Source organism: Roseococcus sp. YIM B11640 (assembly GCF_049727625.1).
Lineage (GTDB): Bacteria > Pseudomonadota > Alphaproteobacteria > Acetobacterales > Acetobacteraceae > Roseococcus.
On record NZ_JBBJOZ010000002.1, the window covers coordinates 1,312,616 to 1,331,369 of the forward strand.

The following is an 18,754-nucleotide window of genomic DNA, read 5'->3' on the forward strand; positions in this document are numbered from 1 at the left end:
CACCATGCGCATCGCCGTAATCGGAAACGGGATCGTCGGGACCGCGACCGCCGCCTGGCTGCAGCGCGAAGGGCACTACGTCACCTTCATCGACCCCCTCGGCCCCGCGGAAGCCACTTCCTTCGGCAATGCGGGCTCGCTTTCGCCTTCCGCCTGCCTTCCGGTCGGCATGCCGGGGATGTGGAAGAAGGTGCCGACATGGCTGCTGGACCCGCTCGGCCCGCTCACCGTCCGCTGGTGGTATGCGCCGGTGGTTGCGCCCTGGCTGATGCGCTTCCTGCGCCATTCGACGCGCGACGAGGTGATCCGCATCGCGACGGCGCTGCGCAACCTGCTGGGCCCCATCTTCGATTGCTACGAGCCGCTGCTGCAGCGCGCGGGCGCCATGGGGCTGATGACGCGCAGCGGCTGCCTCTACGTCTATTCCGGCCAGGACGCCGCGAAGCAATGGTCCTGGGGCATGAACCTGCGCCGCTCCCTCGGTGTCGATCTGCGGGACGTGAGCGAGGATGAGCTCGTCACGCTGGAGCCGGACCTGAAAGGTCGCTTCCGCTTCGGCATCCTGGCGCCGGAGAATGGCTCGACCGTCGATCCGGCCGCTTTCACCCGCGCGCTCTATGCCCAATGCGAGCGCGACGGCGCGCAAGCGGTGCGCCGCCGTGCCACGGGCTTCCAGACGGCGGGCGGGCTCGTGACCGGCGTCACGCTGGAAGATGGCGAGACGCTGGATTGCGAGGGCGTGGTCCTGGCTGGCGGCGCCTGGTCGGCGCAGCTGGCCTCGCATCTCGGCGCGCGCATCCCGCTGGAGACGCAGCGCGGCTATCACGTCACGGTCGAGAGCAGCAACCTCTCGCTCCGGCACACGGTCATGGCGGTCGAGCACAACATCATGGCGAACCCCATGCAGATGGGGCTGCGCATCGCGGGTTCGGTGGAGTTCGCGGGGTTGAACGCGGAACCCGACTACCGCCGGGCGGATGTGCTGCTGACGCGCGCACAGGACATGTTCCCGCACCTCGACACCTCGCGCACCACGAAGTGGATGGGCCACCGGCCCTGCCTGCCGGACAGCCTGCCGGTCATCGGCCGCGCGCCCGGCGTGGACAACGCCTGGTTCGCCTTCGGTCATGGCCACGTGGGCATGTGCGGCGCCGCGACCACGGGGCGGGAGATCGCGGCGCTGGTCGCGGGGCGCCGGCCCGAGGTAGACCTCACCGCCTTTTCGCCGAGGCGTTTCGGCCGTTGAATTGCGCGGGCCCGCCGACGGTGCGAGCTGACGCCTACCAGGGAAGAAACGCCGCCGACGATGGGGAGTCCTGGGATGGCCATGAGTTTCACCCGCCGCGCGCTCGGCGCCGGTATCGCGGCCCTGGCGGCCCCGTTTGTGGCCCACGCGCAAAGCCAGCCTTGGCCGGCACGCCCGCTGCGCATCGTCGTTCCCTTCTCGCCCGGCGGCAGCACCGATGTCCTTGCGCGCCGCCTCTCGGAGCGCCTGGCGACCGCCCTGGGCCAGACCGTGCTGGTCGAGAACCGGCCGGGCGCGGGCGGCACGACGGGGGCGGACTACGTGGCGAAATCGCCGGCGGACGGATACACGCTGCTGATGGGCGTCACGGGCAGCAACGCGATCGCGCAGAGCCTCTATCCCAACCTGCCCTACGATACCGTGCGCTCCTTCTCGCCGGTCTCGCGCGTGGTCTCGGCTCCGCTGGTGCTCGTGGCGAACAACGCCATGCCAGCGCAGGACATGGCGGGCTACATTGCCGCTGCCAAGGCCGCGCCCAACACCGTCACCCATGCGACACCCGGCAACGGGACCTCCATGCACCTGACGGGCGAGCTCTTCGCGCAGAAGGCCGAGGTGCGGCTCGTTCATGTGCCCTATCGCGGCTCGGCCCAGGCGATGACGGACCTCATCGCAGGCCAGGTGGTCTCGGCCTTCGCGGATATCCTGGTGATCCTGCCGCAGATCCGTGCGGGCGCGGTTCGCCCGCTGGCCGTGAGTTCGCTGACGCGCCACCCCCTTTTGCCGGGCGTGCCAACAATGGCGGAGTCCGGCCTCCCGGGCTTCGAGGCCTTCTCCTGGCAGGGGCTCTTCGCGCCGGCCGGCTTGCCAGCCCCGGTGATGGACAAGCTCTACGCCGAGGTTGCGCGCGCCATGCAGGCGCCCGAGATCCAGGAAAGCTTCGCCGCGCAGGGCTTCATCGTGGAGGCCACGCCGCCCGCCGACTTCGCGGCCTTCGTCGCCTCCGAGACGGCGCGCTGGGGCGCGGTGGTCCGCGCCGGAAACGTCACGCTCGGTTAGTCCCTGGGCTGATCACTCCAGCGCGCCGCGTCCCAGCCAGTGGACGTGGCGCGCGACGGAGGCGTTGATGGCGGCACGGCCGCCACGCGGGATCACGCGCTCCCAGAAGGCGCCGTAGATCGCGTCGAAATCGAAGGCCAGCACGCTCGCCGCGACGCGCTCCACGGCCGCCGCCCCCAGCGGGATGAAGTTCGGATAGGAACGCATGAAGCCGAGGTGACGGGAATCCGCTGTCACCTGGAGGATATCCCCGGTGAAGAGCGCGCCCTTCCCCTCCGGCCCGGCATCCCGCGCATGCAGGACCGTACCGCCAGGATAGTGCCCGCCCGCGCGGATGAGCGTCAGGCCCTTCAGCAGCGGAAGGGTCTCGCCCTCCCAGAAACGGATACAGGGATCGGGGCGCATCACCCATTGCCGGTCGGCCGCATGAAGGTGGACGGGAACGTCGCCGAAGCGACGGCTCCACTCCACCATGGTCGTGTAGTAGTGCGGATGGGAGATCGCGATGCCCGCGATGCCGCCCAGCGCCTGGATGATCTCGACCATCGCATCGTCGATCAGCGAGATGCAGTCCCAGAGCAGGTTGCCCGCTGGGGTCCGCACCAGCAGCGCGCGCTGCCCGATGCCGAAGGATGGCGAGGTGCCGATGCCGAGCACGCCGGCCTCATGCCTGAAGGTCGCGGCCAGTGTCCGGCGCATGGCCTCCAGCGTTGTCCAGCGCTGACCAGCGGCCGGGACGTATTGCCGCTCGTCATCGCAGATCGCGCAGCGCTCAGGCGCCGTCTCGCTCTCGGCATGCTGTGTGCCGCAGGTCACGCAGATGAAGTTCGCCATCAGCCTCGCCGCTTCTTCGCCGTTCCCGTGCGCAGAAGGGTGCGAGCGAACCCTGCGGAGCGCAAGCGAACCCGTGGCAGGCCCGGCCGGATTAATACGAGAAAATTTCGTTTTTTAGGACCGCACCGCCAAATCGATAAATCACTATCATCTATCTTGATGACTCCCTTAATTCACGATAATTGAAGTCATATATGGATTTGGGGAACTCGACGTTCGCGTTCTATCCGCGTGATCTGTCCGCCCACGGCGATCTCAGCGCCTGGGGAATTGCAGGAGTTGACCATGCCCGCGCCTGATGCGCTCGTCCCTGCGCCGTTGCTGAAGGCCGCTTCGATCAGCGGTGCCGCGCAGGAGTGGCACGAGGTTCTTCTGGAGAATGGCCGATACCGCCAGGACGAATTCACGCTGGATCGTCATGGATTTTCTCTGATGACCCTTCACGCAACCGGAGGCGAGGCCGATCTCCTGCGCGCGGAGACCGGTGCGAGCCGGGTCCATATCTTCGCCCGGGATCGCCGTGCCGCCGCCCCGGCCCGCGGCGCGCATGGCGATGCCTCCGCCGCGCGGGTCCTGCAACAGCTGTTTCCAGACGAGGCCGCGCAGCTTCTCGCCTACCGCTTCGCCATCGTGCATCTCTGGCGCGCGAGCGGCCCCACGCCGCCGCGCCCGCTGGCGCTCGCCGAATGGGACAGCATCGCAGGCCCGGATCTGATCCCCGCCGGCCCCGGCCGTGCCAGCCTCGACCTCCGGCACGATCCCCGGCACCGCTGGGTCCATTTTCCCCATCAACAGCCGGACGAGCTCCTGCTCATCAAGAGCTATGACAGCGAGACCGACGGGCGGGCGCGCTGCAGCTTCGCCACCCCTGTCGATGCGGAGGCCCCATTCGGCGAGGCGGAGGAACTGCGAGCCTTGCTGATCTGGGAACCACGGCTGCTGAACTGACGCCCGCGCCTCCAACGCGGCCACGCGATTGACGGCCGCGCCGCGCACGCGCGACACTTCGCGCAAGAAGACGTCGAGGGAGGCGATCGCGGCATGAGCGCAGCCGGCAGGATGGTCATGGCGGCGCCCATGGTGACCGATCCCCTTACCCGCGCGCGCACGGTCGCCCCGGCCATCGAGGCCGCCTCCCATCGCATCGAGGCCGCACGCGAGCTTCCTCCCGATCTTCTGGACGCCCTGCACGACGCGCGCCTGTTCCGCACGCTCCTGCCGCGCAGCCTCGGCGGGGACGAGGCGACGCCCGAGACCTACGTGCGCGTGATGGAGGTGATCGCGCGCGCCGATGCCTCCACCGCCTGGTGCATCGGCCAGGCCTCGGGCTGTTCCATGGCGGCCGCCTACGTGGCGCCGGAGGTGGCGCGCCGCATCTGGGCAGCGCCCACCGCGGCACTCGCCTGGGGCGCCGTGGGGCCCGACCAGATCGCACAGGTCGTGGATGGCGGCTATCGCGTCACGGGAAGCTGGCCTTTCGCCAGCGGCGGGCGCCACGCCACCTGGTTCGGCGGCCATTGCCGCGTGCGCGAGCGCGACGGCACGCTCCGCACCCTGCCCGACGGCTCACCCTACGAACGCACCATGCTCTTTCCGCGCAGCGCGGTGACGATGCGCGCGAACTGGCAGGTGATGGGCCTGCGCGGCACGGGCAGCGACACCTATTCGGTCGAGGACCTCTTTGTCCCCGAACCCTTCACCGTGCGCCGCGACCGCGACGAGGAGCGCCATCCGCAGGGCGAGGGCACGCTCTACCGCTTCACCACCACGCATCTCTATGCTTCCGGCTTCGCGGCCGTCGCGCTCGGTACAGCGCGCGGCCTGCTGGACGAGTTCGTGAAGCTCGCCGGCGCCAAGACGCCGATGTCGACCAGCCGGATGCTGCGCGACAGTCCCACGCTGCAGAGCGGCCTGGCCTGGGCCGAGGGCAAGTGGCGTGCCGCCCGTGCCGGCCTGCTCTCCACGCTGCGCGAGGTGCAGGAGCATCTGGAGACGGGCGCCACGATGAGCGTGGACCAGAAGGTCGCCATCCGCCTCGCCTCCACCTTCGCCATTCACCAGGCCAAGGAGGTCGCGGATTTCGCCTGGGCCGAGGCGGGCGCGACCGCCATCTTCGAGAGCCAGCCCTTCGAGCGCCGCTTCCGCGACATCCATGCCGTCACCCAGCAGGTGCAGGCGCGGCGCAACCATTTCGAGACCGTCGGCCAGCACCTGATGGGGCTTGCGCCGCACCCCCGCTTTCTCTGAGACCGGAAGGATCCCGCCATGCCGCTCGAAGGCCTGAACCACTACACCATCCGCCCCGTCGACCTCACGAAGACACGGGACTTCTACGTGAACGTGCTGGGCCTCGAGGAAGGCTATCGCCCGCCGCTCGGCTTCGATGGCTACTGGCTCTATTGCGGCGGCATGCCGACCGTTCATCTCATCGGGCCGCGCCCGCAGCGCGAGCAGGGCTGGCCCGAGCGCGTGGTGGGCCCGACCGGCCTGCTCGACCACATCGCCTTTTCCTGCACCGGCCTCGCCGAGATGCGGGAGCGCCTGAAGAAGAGCGGGCTCGACTACGAGGAACGCGTCATCCCCCGCGACAAGCAGACGCAGCTCTTCCTGCACGACCCGGATGGCGTGGCGGTGGAACTGAACTACCCGCCCTCGGAGACGACCGCGGCGTAAGCGCCTTCTTGCCTGTGGCGGTCTCGGGGCCGCTGTCCCGCGACCTCGGCGCCCGCGAGGTAGTCACTCCTGCGCGATGCCGGCGCGCGCGATGACCTCGCGCCAGGCCGGCACCTCGCGCGACACGCGGTTGGCCAGCGCCTCCGGCCCCTCGGGGCGGAGGATGTAGCCGGCGGCGCGCATGCGCGCGCTCGTCTCAGGGTCTCGCATCACCACCGCCGACTCACGCGCCAGGCGCTCGATGATGGGGGCCGGCGTGCCGGCGGGCGCGTGGAGGCTCAAGAAGGTCTCGCTGATGAAGCCGGGGAAGCCCAGCTCCAGCATCGTCGGCACCTGGGGCAGGTCCTCCCACCGCGCCGGGCCGGTCAGCGCCAGGGGGCGCAGCGCGCCCGCCTTCACCTGCGCATGCGAGGAAGCAAGCGCCGTCGCGCCGATCTCGGTATTGCCCGCGAGCAATGCCTGCACACAGAGCGCGGCGCTGCTGTGCGGCACCTGCACGAGGCTGAAGCCGCGCAGGATGGCCAGCCTTTCCCCCGCCAGATGCGGCGTGGAGCCGGAGCCCGGATTGGCGAAGTGCAGCCCGCCCGCCGTCGCCTTCGCGCGCTCGATCATCCCTTCCAGGTTGCGGATCGGCGAGGCCGCGCCCGCCAGGAAGACATCCGGGGAGGCACCGAGCTCCGTGATCGGCGCGAAATCGCGGATTGGGTCGTAGCCGGGATTGCGGAAGAGGCTCGCATTCACCACGAAGCCGGTGGAGGGCACCAGCAGCGTGTATCCATCCGGCGCGGCACGGGCCGCCAGCGCCGTGCCGATATTGCCCCCTGCCCCGCCCCGGTTCTCGATCACAACCGGCTGGCCAAGGAGGGGTGTCAGACCGTTCGCCAGCACGCGCGCGATGGTGTCGGTGGGGCCGCCGGGCCCGAAAGGCACCATGATGCGCAGCGGCCGGCTGGGCCAGGCCTGAGCCAGCGCGGGGGCGGAGAGCAGCGCGGGCAAGGCAAGCAGCGGCCGTCGCCCGATGCGGGCGCGCATGTGTCTCATCCGATCCTCCCCTTTTGTCGTCACGGTGGGATGGCGGCATGCGCCACGTCAAGCGGAACGCAGGCGCATTGAAGGCCAGCGCCCGTCGTGCCTAAGCTCGCCGTCAAAAGGGAGGATCCTGATGAGGAAGATGCTGCTGGCCGTACTGGCCCTTTTCGCCCTTCCCGCCCAGGCAGCCGACCCGCTGCCGCGCGCCGCGCCGGAAAGCCTGGGCTTCTCGCCCGAGCGTCTCGCGCGCATCCGCACCACGATGGAGGGCGAGCTCGCGCGGAACCAGCTTCCCGGCGCTGTGGTCGCCATCGCGCGGCGCGGCCGCCTCGCCTACTACGAAGCCTTCGGGCATCTCGACGGCGCGCGTACGCAGCCGATGCCGCTCGATGCCATCTTCCCCATCGCCAGCATGACCAAGCCGCTGACCGGCGTGGCCCTGATGACGCTGCTGGAGGAAGGACGGCTCGCCATCGGCGACCCGGTGAGCCGGTTCTTCCCGCAGCTGGCCAACCGTACCGTCGCGCAGGACGGGAACCCCCAGAACACGGTGCCTGCCGCGCGGCCCATTACGCTGATGGACCTGGCGCGCCACACCTCGGGCATCACCTATGGCGGGCGTGGGACCACGCCGCTGCACCGGCTCTATCCCGCCTCCTCCGGCTCGTCCTCACGCGAGTTCGACACGAATGGGCTGATCGCGAAGCTGGCCAGCCTGCCCCTGCTCTACCAGCCGGGCACGGTCTGGGACTACAGCCTCTCCATCGACGTGCTGGGCGCCGTGGTCGAGCAGGTGACGGAACAACGGCTCGGCGAGGTGATGCGCGACCGCATCTTCCGCCCGCTCAACATGGTGGATAGCGGCTTCCTGGTCTCCGAGGCGCAGCGCCCACGCTATGCGACGCCGCTGCCGCAAGACCCCGCGACCCGCCAGCCGCAATCGGTGGAGATGGGGCTGACGGCCCCGCGCTACGAATGCGGCGGCGGATGCGCGGTCTCGACCGCAGGCGACTACATCCGCTTCGCGCAGATGCTGCTCAACCGCGGCGAGCTCGACGGGCAGCGCATCCTGTCCCCCGCCAGCGTCGCGGAGATGACGCGCGACCACATGTTCCCCGGCATCCAGAACAACCTCACCGGCACCGAGGGCAACATGGTGAACTGGGGCTTCGGCCTGACCGTCGCCGTGCGGAGGGAGGGCGGGAGCGCCATGCTCGGCCATCCCGGCATGTACTCGTGGAACGGCGCCTATGGCACCGCCATGTGGGTGGACCCGCGCGCGGAGCTCGCCGTGGTGTTCATGGCGGCGACGCCGGGCCTGCTGCGGCAGTACTATCGCCGCGTGATCAACGCGCTCGTCTACCAGGCGATCGTGGACTAGCCGGCGGCGGCGAAGGTGACGAGTTCCGTCCCTTCCTCCACCATCTCCTCCACCTGGTGGCGGATGGTCTCCACCGTCCCCTCCAGCGGCGCGCGGAGCGTGAACTCCGTCTTCATCGCCTCGATCACTACCAGGGGCGCGTTCTTCGCCACCCGATCGCCGGGCTTCACCAGGACGCGCGTCACGCGGCCCGGCACGGGGGCGGTGACGCGATCGCTTCCCGCCGCCTCGCTACGGGGCGGGGCAAGCGGGTCTTCGACCGTAAGGGTGTAGTTGCGCCCACCCATCACGACCGTCAGATCTTCGCCGCGACGAACGACGCGAACGCGGCGCGAGACCCCGTCCAGGCTCAGGCGATCATCCAGCATCGCCGCCTGCACGCGGCCGCCGGGCAGGTCCAGATGGAAGCTCCCATCCGGCAGCGGATGCGTTCGCAGCGTGACCGCCGCGTCGCCCTGCCGGAAACGAAGATCCTGATAGCCGTCGCCGTTCATCCGCCAGGCATCGACCGCGGCCCAGGGCGAGTACGGATCGCCCGTGGCGCGCGCGGCCTCCTCGATGGCGGCGCGCTGGTCATGCACGACCGTCAGCGCGGCGGCGGCCCAGATCGCGGGATCGGCCGCGTCCTCGGCAGGCATGAGCTCCGCCGCGTGGCGGCCGATGAAGCCCGTGTCGAGCTCGGCCGCCGCAAAGGCGGCATTCCCGGCGATGGCGCGCAGGAGGCCCAGATTGGTCGTGAGCCCGACGACCTCGTATTCCGCCAGCGCCGCGGAAAGCTGGCGGACGGCCGCCGCCCGGTCCTCGCCCCAGACGATGAGCTTCGCGATCATCGGATCGTAGTTGGGCGTGATGGAATCCCCTTCCAGCACGCCGGTGTCCACGCGCACGCGCCCCGGCACCTCGGCGGGCTGGCGCAGATGTGCGAGGCGGCCGACCGCCGGGAGGAAATCTCGCGCCGGGTCCTCGGCATAGACACGCGCCTCGATGGCGTGCCCTCGAATGCCGAGGCGCTCCTCGGCCACCGGCAACGCCTCGCCGCAGGCCACGCGCAGCTGCCATTCCACGAGGTCGAGCCCTGTGACCATCTCGGTCACCGGATGCTCCACCTGCAGCCGGGTGTTCATCTCCATGAAGTAGAAGCCGTCGCCCTCGGCGATGAACTCCACGGTGCCGGCGCCGACATAGCCGACGGCCCGCGCCGCCGCGACGGCCGCCTCGCCCATCGCCTGGCGGCGCGCGGGGTCCATGCCGGGGGCCGGCGCTTCCTCGATCACCTTCTGGTGGCGGCGCTGGATGGAGCAATCGCGCTCGAAGAGCGAGACCGTGTTGCCCTGCGTGTCGGCGAAGATCTGGATCTCGATGTGCCGGGGCCGCGTCAGGTACTTCTCGATCAGCAGGCGATCGTCGCCGAAGGAGGCGAGCGCCTCGCGCTTCGCGCCCTCGATGGCCTCGTCGAGGCCGCCCGCGGATTCCACGACACGCATGCCCTTGCCGCCACCACCGGCCGAGGCCTTGATCAGGACGGGATAGCCGATCCGCGCGGCTTCGGCCCGCAGCAGCGCCATATCCTGCGCCTCGCCGTGATGGCCGGGCACGAGCGGCACGCCGGAACGCTCCATCAGCGCCTTGGATTCCGCCTTCGATCCCATGGCGCGGATCGCGGCCTCCGGCGGGCCGATGAAGACGATGCCGGCCTGTGCGCAAGCCGCCGCGAAATCCGCATTCTCCGAGAGGAAGCCGTAACCGGGATGGATTGCCTCCGCGCCAGAGCGGCGCGCGACCTCCAGGATCTTCTCGCCCGCCAGGTAGCTCTGGCGCGCGGGCGCAGGACCGATGGGCCAGGCCTCGTCGGCGAGGCGCGTGTGGCGCGCCCCGGCATCGGCCTCCGAATAGACGGCGACGGTCGCGATGCCGAGGCGCCGGGCGGTCGTGATGACCCGGCAGGCGATCTCGCCGCGATTGGCGATGAGGATCTTGCGGAACATCTCGCCTCTCACATCCGGAACAGGCCAAAGCGCGTCTCGGGCACCGGCGCATTGAAAGCGGCGGAGAGCCCGAGCGCCAGTACACGCCGCGTATCGGCGGGGTCGATCACGCCGTCATCCCAGAGCCGCGCGCTGGAATAGTAGGGATGGCCCTGCACCTCGTACTGCTCGCGGATCGGGGCCTTGAAGGCTTCCTCCTCCGCGGCGGGCCAGCTGCCGCCGCGCGCCTCGATGCCGTCGCGGCGGATGGTGGCGAGCACCGAGGCCGCCTGCTCGCCGCCCATCACGCCGATGCGTGCATTGGGCCACATCCAGAGGAAGCGAGGCGAATAAGCGCGCCCGCACATCCCGTAATTGCCCGCGCCGAAGCTGCCCCCCACGATGACGGTGAACTTGGGCACGGCGGCGGTGGCGACGGCCGTCACCATTTTCGCGCCATCCTTCGCGATGCCGCCCGCCTCGTACTTCTTGCCCACCATGAAGCCCGTGATGTTCTGCAGGAAGACGAGCGGGATGCCGCGCTGCGCGCAGAGCTCGATGAAATGGGCGCCCTTCTGCGCGCTTTCCGAGAACAGGATGCCGTTATTCGCGATGATGCCGACGGGATAGCCCCAGATATGGGCGAAGCCGCAAAGCAGGGTCTTGCCGTAGAAGCGCTTGAATTCGTCGAACTCGCTGCCGTCGACAATGCGGGCGATGATCTCGCGCGCGTCATAAGGCGTCCGCAGGTCCGGCGGCACGACGGAATAGAGCTCCTCCGCCGCGTAACGGGGCTCGACCGGGGCGCGCAGCTCCACGGGCGGGCGCTTCACCGTGTTCAGGCTCGCCACCACGCGGCGCGCGATGCCGAGCGCATGGGCATCGTTCTCGGCATAGTGGTCCGTGACGCCGGAGACGCGACTGTGCAGGTCGGCGCCGCCCAGCTCCTCGGCGGAGACGATCTCGCCTGTCGCGGCCTTCACCAGCGGCGGGCCAGCCAGGAAGATCGTGCCCTGGTTCCGCACGATGATGGTCTCGTCGGACATGGCCGGCACATAGGCGCCGCCGGCGGTGCACGACCCCATGACGACGGCGATCTGCGCGATGCCCTTGGCCGACATGTTGGCCTGGTTGAAGAAGATCCGCCCGAAATGGTCGCGGCCCGGGAAGACCTCGTCCTGGTTCGGCAGGTTGGCGCCGCCGGAATCCACCAGGTAGATGCAGGGCAGCCGGTTGGCCTCCGCGATCTCCTGCGCGCGAAGGTGCTTCTGCACCGTCATGGGGAAGTAGGTGCCGCCCTTCACCGTCGCGTCATTGGCGAGGATCATGCACTCCCGCCCCGAAACGCGGCCGATGCCGGTGATGATCCCGGCCGAGGGCACTTCCCCGCCGTACATGCCCTGCGCGGCGAGCTGACCGACCTCCAGGAAGGGAGAGACCGGATCGATCAGCGCCCGGATGCGGTCCCGCGGCAACAGCTTTCCGCGCGCGAGATGCTTCTCCCGCGCCGCCTCGCCGCCTCCCAGGCGCACACGCTCGGCGGTGTCGCGCAGCTCGCGCACCAGGGCGCGCATGGCCTCGGCATTCGCCCGCGCTTCGGCGGAGCGCAGATCCACCCCGGATTCGATCATCGGCATTCAGGCGTCCCTCTCAGCTCTTCTCGCCGGTCACGCCCAGCCTGTCGATCACGCCGCGGCGGCGCAACTCTTCGATGCGGCCGACCTCGCCCCGGCTTGTCGCAGGAGGGGTCGCCCCTCCCCCTTCGGGCAGGGGCGGGGGCGAGCCGCACCCGTTTTCCCGAAGATGGATCGGGCCCGGAAATTTCTGATGCCGCGGCTGCGGATTGCGTTAGCCTCCCATGCGGGGATTCTCTGTGAAGACCCCTGGGAGAAGAATGTCACGATGCCACCGCCGCACCGCCTGATGGCCGGAAACCCGGACGCATCCTGCGCGCCCGTCTGTTCCTAGCATCGCCTGACGACCGACTGTTCCGAGGATCCCATGTCGATGACCGCGATGAGTTCCGTGAGACGGGCAGCGCCCCACCGTCGCTCGTCGGTGCGCCTTGCCCTGCTGCCGGCAGGCCTGCTCGCTCTCGCAGGCTGCGACAAGCCCCCGGCTGAGCCGGCGGCCGCGGCACCGCCGCCCACGGTATTCGTGACCCGGGCCGAAAAAGGCACGATCACGCCATCGGTCGAGTTCATTGGCCGGGTCGAGGCGCTGGGCAAGGTCGACGTCCGGGCCCGCATCACCGGCTTTCTCCGCGCGCGGCATTTCGAGCAAGGGCAGCAAGTGCCCGAGAATGCGCTGCTCTTCACGATCGAGCAGGAGCCCTTCGCCGCCGAGGTCGCGCTGCGCGAAGCCGCGGTCGAACGGTCGACCGCGACGCTCCAGTTCAACACCACCCAGGTCCAGCGCGGGCGGGAGCTGGTGCGCACCAACGCCCTGCCCCAGGCCACCTTGGACCAGCGCATCGCCGAGCAGGCAATATCCCAGGGACAGCTTTCGGCGTCCCAGGCGGAGCTGCAGCAGGCGCGCATTCAGTACGCCTATACCGAGATCCGCTCCCCGATCGCCGGCCGGGCCGGCCGGTCCCCGCTCACCCCGGGCAATGTCGTGAGCCCAGAGACCGGCGTCCTGGTTACGGTGGTGAGCGACGACACGGTCCGCGTCCTTTTCCCCGTCACCCAGCGGCAGCTGCTGATGTTCCGGCGGCAGGAGAACGAAGGCCAGCTGGCCGCGGCCCGGGTGAACGTCCGGCTCCCGGACGGGACGATGATGGATACCCAGGGCCGCCTGGAATTCATCAACGTCACCAGCGAGCGTACGACCGACAGCGTGCTGGTGCAGGCCCTCGTTCCCAACCCCCACCATCTCCTGTCCGACGCGCAGGCGGTGACCGTCTCCGTCCAGGCCGGGCAGTCGCAGGAGGCGATCATCATTCCGCAATCCGCCCTGCAGATCGATCAGGCGGGCCCCTTCGTCCTGACGGTCGGCGCGGACAACAAGGTGGAGGTCCGGCGCATCCAGAACCGGCCTGGTCCCGCGGGCCAAATCGTGGTGACCGAGGGGCTTGAGGTAGGCCAATTGGTGATCACCGAGGGTTCGCAGCGCGCGAGGCCCGGCGCCACCGTCACGCCCCGCCCAGCCGTGCCCCCGCCCGCCGGGGCGGTTCCTGCCAACGCCGCCCGGCCGGGCTAACCGCCATGATCTCCAAGGTCTTCGTCGACAGGCCGCGGCTGGCCCTGGTCATCGCGATCGTCATGACGATCGCGGGCATCGTCTCGATGCTGCAGATCCCGGTGGCGCAGTTTCCCGACATCGTTCCTCCGCAGGTCACGGTCAGCGCAAATTTTCCGGGCGCTTCGTCGGAGGTCGTGGAGGCCACGGTCGGCCAGCCGATCGAAAGCCAGGTGAACGGCGTGGACAACATGATCTACATGCGGTCCACCAGCGGCAACGACGGCTCCTACTCACTGACCGTGTCCTTCCGTGTCGGGACTAACCCGGACCAGAACACGACCAATGTGAACAACCGGGTGCAACTCGCGCTCGCGCAGCTTCCGCAGGAAGTGCAGCGCCAGGGCATCACGGTCCGCAAGAAGTCCTCGGCTCTGCTGCAGGTGGTGTCCATCCGCTCCGAGGGCGGGCAGCAGGACCCGCTGTTCATCAGCAACTACGCGACCATCAACATCATGGACGCGCTGAAGCGCGTTCCCGGCGTCGGCGACGCCATCATGTTCGGCGCCCGCGACTATTCCATGCGCATCTGGTTCGAGACGGACCGGCTCACGGCACTTGGACTGACGCCGGCCAATATCGTCAGCGCCATCCAGGCGCAGAACCAGGTTGCGCCGCTGGGCCGCATCGGCGCCCAGCCCATGAGCGACGACACCTCCTACCAGCTCAATATTCGTACCACCGGGCGTCTCGTGGAGACGGAGGAGTTCGGCGCCATCCTCGTGCGCGCCAATCCCGACGGCAGCGTGCTCCGCGTCCGCGACGTCGCGCGGATCGAACTCGGCGCCTGGAACCGGGACGTCGAGACGCGGCTGAACGGGCAGGATGCCATCCTGATCCAGATCTACCTCGCCCCCGGCGCCAATGCCGTGGGCACGGCGGATGCCGTTGCGCGCACCATGCGGGAGCTCGCCACGCGGTTTCCGCCCGGCCTCGGCTACGCCGTCACATACGACACGACGACCTTCGTGAAGCTGACCATCGAGGAGGTGATCCACACGCTGGTCGAAGCCTTCGTCCTGGTCGTCCTGGTCGTGTTCCTGTTCCTGGGCTCTATGCGCGCGACCCTCATCCCGCTGATCGCCGTCCCCGTGAGCCTGGTCACCACCTTCGCCGTGCTGAATGCCATGGGCTATTCGGCCAATACGGTCTCGCTGCTGGCCATGGTCCTGGCCATCGGCATCGTGGTGGATGACGCGATCGTGGTCGTCGAGGCCGTGGAAGCGACGATGGAGCAGGACCCGAGCCTCTCCGTCCCCGACGCGACGAAGAAGGCGATGGAGTCCATCACCGCCCCGATCATCGCCATCACGCTTGTGCTGCTCTCGGTCTTTGTGCCCCTCGCGTTCATCCCCGGCATTTCGGGCGAGCTCTTCCGCCAGTTCGCGGTCACCGTCAGCGTCAGCATGCTGTTCTCCGCGATCAACGCCCTCACGCTGTCGCCGGCGCTTTGCGGCATTCTGCTCTCCGCCCATCACGGCCCGAAGAAGGGAATCATGGGCTGGGTGTCGCGCGGGATCGACCGTGTCCGCGACGGCTATGCCGGGGCCGTGACGAAGCTGGTGCGGGTTTCCGTGATCAGCCTCGGGCTGCTGGGCCTGTTCATGGCCGGCATCGTCGGCGTGGGCAGCCGTACGCCCACGGGCTTCCTGCCGCAGGAAGACCAGGGCGCCTTCTTCGTCGAAATCCGCCTGCCGGATGGGGCTTCGCTGAACCGCACGCGCGACGTGGCGCTCGAGATCGAAGGGACGCTGCGCCGGCTGCACGGCGTCCGCGACGTGCAGACCATCACCGGCTATTCGATGCTGAACGGCCTGGCCCAGTCCAATTCGGGCTTCTTCATCGTGACGCTGCAGCCGTTCCACGACCGGACGACCCCCGAGACGGGCGTTAACGGCCTTCTGGCAAGCGTCGTGCGGGAGACGGCGAACGTGCCGGCCCAGGTGATCCCGTTCAATCTTCCGCCCATCATCGGCCTCGGGACCTCCGGCGGGTTCGAACTGCAGATGCAGAACCTGGAGGGACGGCCTGTTGCCGAAATGGCGGCGGCGATGCGAGCACTGGTCCTCGCGGCCAATCAGGATCCGGCGCTCAACCGCGTTTTCTCGACTTTCGCCGCGCATACGCCGTCGGTCTTTCTGGATATCGACCGTGATCGCGCCCAGGTGCTGGGAGTCTCGATCAACGATGTGTTCTCGGCGCTGCAATCCGCCATGGGCGGCGCGTATGTGAACGACTTCAACCTCTTCGGCCGTACCTGGAAGGTCAACCTGATGGCAGAGGAGGCGGATCGGGCCAGCGTCGAGGACATCTACCGCGTTCACGTCCGCAACCGGGACGGCGACATGATCCCGCTGCGCGCGCTGGCCGAAGCGAGGGTGGAATTCGGGCCGGAGAGCATCATCCGCTACAACAACGTCCGCAGCCTCACCATCAATGGCGAGCCGGCGCCGGGGCGCAGCAGCGGCGATGCGCTCGCCGCCATGGAGCGCGTGGCGCGCGACACGCTGCCGCGAGGCTACAGCATCGAGTGGACGGGCACCGCCTTCCAGGAAAAGGCGGCTTCCGGCCAGACCTCGATCATCCTCGCTCTCGCGATCCTCTTCGCCTTCCTGTTCCTGGTCGGGCTCTACGAATCCTGGACCATTCCTGTGCCCGTCCTGCTTTCCGTCACGGTAGGCATCCTGGGTGCCGTGGCCTCGATCGGCGCCACCGGGCTTTCGCTCGATCTGTATGCCCAGGTCGGCATCGTGGTGCTGATCGCCCTCGCAGCGAAGAACGGCATCCTGATCATCGAGTTCGCGAAAGAGCAGCGGGAGAAGTTCGGCAAGCCGATCCAGGAAGCGGCGACACTCGGCGCGAAGCTCCGCTTCCGCGCCGTCATGATGACGTCCTTCGCCTTCATCCTCGGCCTGTATCCGCTCGTCACCGCGAGCGGCGCATCGGAGATCAGCCGAAGGGCGGTGGGCACGCCGGTCTTCTTCGGGATGCTGGCGGCATCGACCATCGGCATCTTCATGATCCCGATGCTGTATGTCGTGTTCCAGCACACGCGCGAGGTACTGAAGTCGCGCCTTGGCTTGGGAAGAAGGCCCTCCTCTCCGCCGAATGCCGTGCATACGGGGTGAGGCGGCACGGCAGAAAGCGCTTCCTTCCGGGCCGCCGGAGGGTCTAGCGATGCCCAGGTTGGGAGTCGTTCCGCAACCGGGAGAGAAACGATGAACCGCCGCACCGCCCTCTTGGGAGGGCTTACCCTTCTCGGCGCCTGCCGCAGCGTCGATGCCGAGGAGACCATCACGCTGAACGGCGTGGTGGAAACCGTCGATCCGACCGCACGCGAAGTCCTGCTGCGGGGCGCCGGTGGCGCCCAGTCCGGCGCGCTGGTGAGCCTGATCGCGGGTCAGAGCATCCGGCGCCTCGGCGAGATCCGGCCTGGAGACCGCGTCACGGTACGCTACTTCCAGGCATTGGCCGCCCAGGCGGTAACTCCCTTCTCGCGCACCAGCCAACCCTTTGAGGGCGTCACGGTCGATCGTCGCGAGACAGCCAGTCGGCCTGGCGGCGAAGTGACGCGGGTTCGCCGCGGCCGGATCACCGTCACGGCGGTCAACCCGGAAGCGAATTCGATCAGCTTCGTGGGCCCCAACAATGTGCCGCGGACCGTCGTTGCCGGAAATCCGGAAATCCAGGCCTTCATCCGGCGGCTGCGCGTCGGCGACCAGGTGGACCTCGTTTACGAGGAGGCCCTGGCCGTTTCGATCGAACCCATGAGAGGTTAGCTCCTGCCGGGATCAGGCGCCGGTCACGCGCCAGATCACGTCGCCGACATCGTCGGCCATGAGCAGCGAGCCGTCCGGCCCCAGCGTCACGCCCACCGGCCGGCCATAGGAGACCTTCTCATCCGGTGCGAGGAAGCCGGACAGAATGTCGCGCGCCGGGCCGGAGGGGCGGCCGTTTGCGAAGGGAACGAAGACGAGCTTGTAGCCGCTGAGCTTGCTGCGGTTCCACGAACCGTGCTGCCCGATCGCCATGCCCTCGCCGAAGCCGGGCAGAGTTCCGGCGGGCACCCAGCAGAGCCCGAGGGATGCGGTGTGGCCGCCGAGCGCATAGTCGGGCGTCAGCGCTGCCGCGACCTTCGCGGCATCCTGCGGGACGCGGTCATCGACGATCCGGTCCCAATAGCAATAAGGCCATCCGTAGAACCCACCCTCGCGGACCGAGGTGAGGTAGTCCGGCGGAGTTTCATCGCCGAGGCCGTCCCGTTCATTCACAACGGTCCAGAGGACGCTCGTCGCCGGCTCCCAAGCCAGGCCTACGGCGTTGCGGAGTCCGCTGGCGAAGATCCGATTGGCGCCCGTCTCCAGGTCCAGTTCCCAGATGGCGGCCCTGCCCTCCTCTGCCTCCATTCCCTCGTCGGCGATGTTGGTGAGCGACCCGACACCCGCATAGAGCTTGCGCCCATCCGCGCTGGGCAAGAGGCTGCGGGTCCAATGGCCACCGGGTTTGAAGCTCACGATCTTCTGACCGGGCGCCCTGATGCGATCCGCATCGGCCTCGTAGGGGAAGACGACGACACCGTCGGTATTGCCGACGTAGAACTTGTTGCCGATCAAGGCCATGCCGAAGGGCTGGTTCAGGCCCTCCATGAAAGTTTCCTGCGTTTCGGCGACACCGTCGCCGTCCCGGTCCCGCAGAAGGGTGATCCGGTTCGCGCTCTCGCCCACCGCGCCGGCCCGGCGCATGGTGGCGACCATCGCGTGGTCGAAGACGTTCCGCATCGCGGTGCGCGGCACAACGGTCGCTTCCGCCACAAGCACATCGCCATTGGGCAGAACATGGATCCAGCGCGGATGCTTGAGGCCGCGCGCGAAGGCGTTGACCTTGAGGCCCGGGGCAGCGATCGGCACCTGCCCCTCGATCCACCCCTGTGCGGTCGGCATCTTCAGCGTCGGGATGGAGCCCTGTGGCTTGGCATCGGGAATGGCCGGGGCATCGCCCCAGGCAGGGACCGGATCACCGTCCCGCAAATGCCGTATGCGCAGGGCCGTACCGCCGACCAGAGCCACAAAGCGCGCGAAGAGGCTGGGTGAGCTCAAAATGTCGTTCCTTCAAAGGGCGGAACAAAGCCTACGCGATGTATTGCGATACGGAAAACGAGGGCGCCGTCCCCCGCACCTCTGTTGGATGCAAAAAAACCCCACTGTTGGTGCCGGTGGGGCTTTTTGTTTGGTTTTGGTATGTTGGATGCGGGGACAGGATTTGAACCTGTGACCTTCAGGTTATGAGCCTGACGAGCTACCGGGCTGCTCCACCCCGCGTGAGGTGTTG

The 18,754-nt window shown here is 68.6% G+C and carries 14 protein-coding genes and 1 tRNA gene; 9 read left to right on the top strand and 6 right to left on the bottom strand.

The features are described from left to right. The first annotated feature begins 4 nt into the window (after positions 1-4). The gene (locus tag WJM96_RS13795) at positions 5-1,246 is read left to right on the top strand and encodes an NAD(P)/FAD-dependent oxidoreductase (protein WP_424813067.1); all 1,242 of its coding nucleotides are present in this window, start codon (positions 5-7) and stop codon (positions 1,244-1,246) included. Between the two features lie 81 nt (positions 1,247-1,327). Next, on the top strand, positions 1,328-2,305 hold the full coding sequence (locus WJM96_RS13800; protein ID WP_424813068.1) for a tripartite tricarboxylate transporter substrate binding protein: 978 nt from the start codon (positions 1,328-1,330) through the stop codon (positions 2,303-2,305). Positions 2,306-2,317: 12 nt separating this feature from the next. Here the strand turns inward: WJM96_RS13800 and WJM96_RS13805 are convergent, their stop codons facing one another. Further along, positions 2,318-3,139, bottom strand: coding sequence for an MBL fold metallo-hydrolase (locus WJM96_RS13805; protein WP_424813069.1), 822 nt, complete (start codon positions 3,137-3,139; stop codon positions 2,318-2,320). A gap of 285 nt (positions 3,140-3,424) precedes the next feature. Between WJM96_RS13805 and WJM96_RS13810 the strand changes: the two genes are divergently transcribed. The 3 genes from WJM96_RS13810 (at position 3,425) to WJM96_RS13820 (ending at position 5,812) form a co-directional block, all read left to right on the top strand. Further along, complete coding sequence (locus WJM96_RS13810) at positions 3,425-4,087, top strand: CmcJ/NvfI family oxidoreductase (RefSeq protein WP_424813070.1); 663 nt, start codon at positions 3,425-3,427, stop codon at positions 4,085-4,087. Between the two features lie 93 nt (positions 4,088-4,180). After that, positions 4,181-5,386 carry an acyl-CoA dehydrogenase family protein gene (locus tag WJM96_RS13815; RefSeq protein WP_424813071.1) on the top strand — a complete coding sequence of 402 codons (1,206 nt, stop codon included), beginning with the start codon at positions 4,181-4,183 and terminating at the stop codon, positions 5,384-5,386. Between the two features lie 18 nt (positions 5,387-5,404). Beyond that, a complete protein-coding gene (locus WJM96_RS13820) occupies positions 5,405-5,812 on the top strand; it encodes a VOC family protein (RefSeq protein ID WP_424813072.1) in 408 nt (135 codons plus the stop codon). Between the two features lie 63 nt (positions 5,813-5,875). Here WJM96_RS13820 and WJM96_RS13825 read toward each other — a convergent pair whose 3' ends face one another. Then, positions 5,876-6,844 (bottom strand): Bug family tripartite tricarboxylate transporter substrate binding protein, encoded by a 969-nt coding sequence (locus WJM96_RS13825; protein ID WP_424813073.1) that lies wholly within the window; start codon positions 6,842-6,844, stop codon positions 5,876-5,878. A 130-nt stretch (positions 6,845-6,974) separates the two neighbouring features. On the opposite strand from WJM96_RS13825, the gene WJM96_RS13830 reads away from it, so the two are divergent. After that, positions 6,975-8,222, top strand: a complete 1,248-nt coding sequence (locus WJM96_RS13830; RefSeq protein ID WP_424813074.1) for a serine hydrolase domain-containing protein — start codon at positions 6,975-6,977, stop codon at positions 8,220-8,222. Here WJM96_RS13830 and WJM96_RS13835 read toward each other — a convergent pair. Both WJM96_RS13835 and WJM96_RS13840 read right to left on the bottom strand, forming a co-directional pair. After that, the gene (locus WJM96_RS13835) at positions 8,219-10,207 is read right to left on the bottom strand and encodes an acetyl/propionyl/methylcrotonyl-CoA carboxylase subunit alpha (RefSeq protein ID WP_424813075.1); all 1,989 of its coding nucleotides are present in this window, start codon (positions 10,205-10,207) and stop codon (positions 8,219-8,221) included. The genes WJM96_RS13830 and WJM96_RS13835 overlap by 4 nt on opposite strands. Before the next feature lie 8 nt (positions 10,208-10,215). Beyond that, positions 10,216-11,760, bottom strand: coding sequence for a carboxyl transferase domain-containing protein (locus tag WJM96_RS13840; RefSeq protein ID WP_424813106.1), 1,545 nt, complete (start codon positions 11,758-11,760; stop codon positions 10,216-10,218). Between the two features lie 484 nt (positions 11,761-12,244). Here WJM96_RS13840 and WJM96_RS13845 point away from each other — a divergent pair, with 484 nt between their 5' ends. The 3 genes from WJM96_RS13845 to WJM96_RS13855 all read left to right on the top strand — a co-directional run bounded on the left by WJM96_RS13845 (position 12,245) and on the right by WJM96_RS13855 (position 17,205). After that, on the top strand, positions 12,245-13,387 hold the full coding sequence (locus WJM96_RS13845) for an efflux RND transporter periplasmic adaptor subunit (RefSeq protein WP_424813076.1): 1,143 nt from the start codon (positions 12,245-12,247) through the stop codon (positions 13,385-13,387). Positions 13,388-13,392: 5 nt separating this feature from the next. Continuing rightward, positions 13,393-16,554, top strand: a complete 3,162-nt coding sequence (locus tag WJM96_RS13850; protein WP_424813077.1) for an efflux RND transporter permease subunit — start codon at positions 13,393-13,395, stop codon at positions 16,552-16,554. Positions 16,555-16,644: 90 nt separating this feature from the next. Beyond that, entirely contained in the window at positions 16,645-17,205 is a 561-nt protein-coding gene (locus WJM96_RS13855) for a hypothetical protein (RefSeq protein ID WP_424813078.1), read from the top strand. Positions 17,206-17,217: 12 nt separating this feature from the next. On the opposite strand, the gene WJM96_RS13860 is transcribed toward WJM96_RS13855, so the two are convergent. Together WJM96_RS13860 and WJM96_RS13865 are read right to left on the bottom strand one after the other, a co-directional pair. Further along, entirely contained in the window at positions 17,218-18,522 is a 1,305-nt protein-coding gene (locus WJM96_RS13860; RefSeq protein ID WP_424813079.1) for a PQQ-dependent sugar dehydrogenase, read from the bottom strand. Positions 18,523-18,667: 145 nt separating this feature from the next. Then, a tRNA-Met gene (locus WJM96_RS13865) sits at positions 18,668-18,744 on the bottom strand. Positions 18,745-18,754: the final 10 nt, after the last annotated feature.

Excerpts from the sequence above, each read along its gene's own strand:
- WJM96_RS13795 (WP_424813067.1), top strand. The coding sequence starts at position 5 with ATGCGCATCGCCGTAATCGGAAACGGGATCGTCGGGACCGCGACCGCC.
- WJM96_RS13800 (WP_424813068.1), top strand. The coding sequence starts at position 1,328 with ATGAGTTTCACCCGCCGCGCGCTCGGCGCCGGTATCGCGGCCCTGGCG.
- WJM96_RS13805 (WP_424813069.1), bottom strand. The coding sequence starts at position 3,139 with ATGGCGAACTTCATCTGCGTGACCTGCGGCACACAGCATGCCGAGAGC.
- WJM96_RS13810 (WP_424813070.1), top strand. The coding sequence starts at position 3,425 with ATGCCCGCGCCTGATGCGCTCGTCCCTGCGCCGTTGCTGAAGGCCGCT.
- WJM96_RS13815 (WP_424813071.1), top strand. The coding sequence starts at position 4,181 with ATGAGCGCAGCCGGCAGGATGGTCATGGCGGCGCCCATGGTGACCGAT.
- WJM96_RS13820 (WP_424813072.1), top strand. The coding sequence starts at position 5,405 with ATGCCGCTCGAAGGCCTGAACCACTACACCATCCGCCCCGTCGACCTC.
- WJM96_RS13825 (WP_424813073.1), bottom strand. The coding sequence starts at position 6,844 with ATGCGCGCCCGCATCGGGCGACGGCCGCTGCTTGCCTTGCCCGCGCTG.
- WJM96_RS13830 (WP_424813074.1), top strand. The coding sequence starts at position 6,975 with ATGAGGAAGATGCTGCTGGCCGTACTGGCCCTTTTCGCCCTTCCCGCC.
- WJM96_RS13835 (WP_424813075.1), bottom strand. The coding sequence starts at position 10,207 with ATGTTCCGCAAGATCCTCATCGCCAATCGCGGCGAGATCGCCTGCCGG.
- WJM96_RS13840 (WP_424813106.1), bottom strand. The coding sequence starts at position 11,760 with ATGCGCGCCCTGGTGCGCGAGCTGCGCGACACCGCCGAGCGTGTGCGC.
- WJM96_RS13850 (WP_424813077.1), top strand. The coding sequence starts at position 13,393 with ATGATCTCCAAGGTCTTCGTCGACAGGCCGCGGCTGGCCCTGGTCATC.
- WJM96_RS13855 (WP_424813078.1), top strand. The coding sequence starts at position 16,645 with ATGAACCGCCGCACCGCCCTCTTGGGAGGGCTTACCCTTCTCGGCGCC.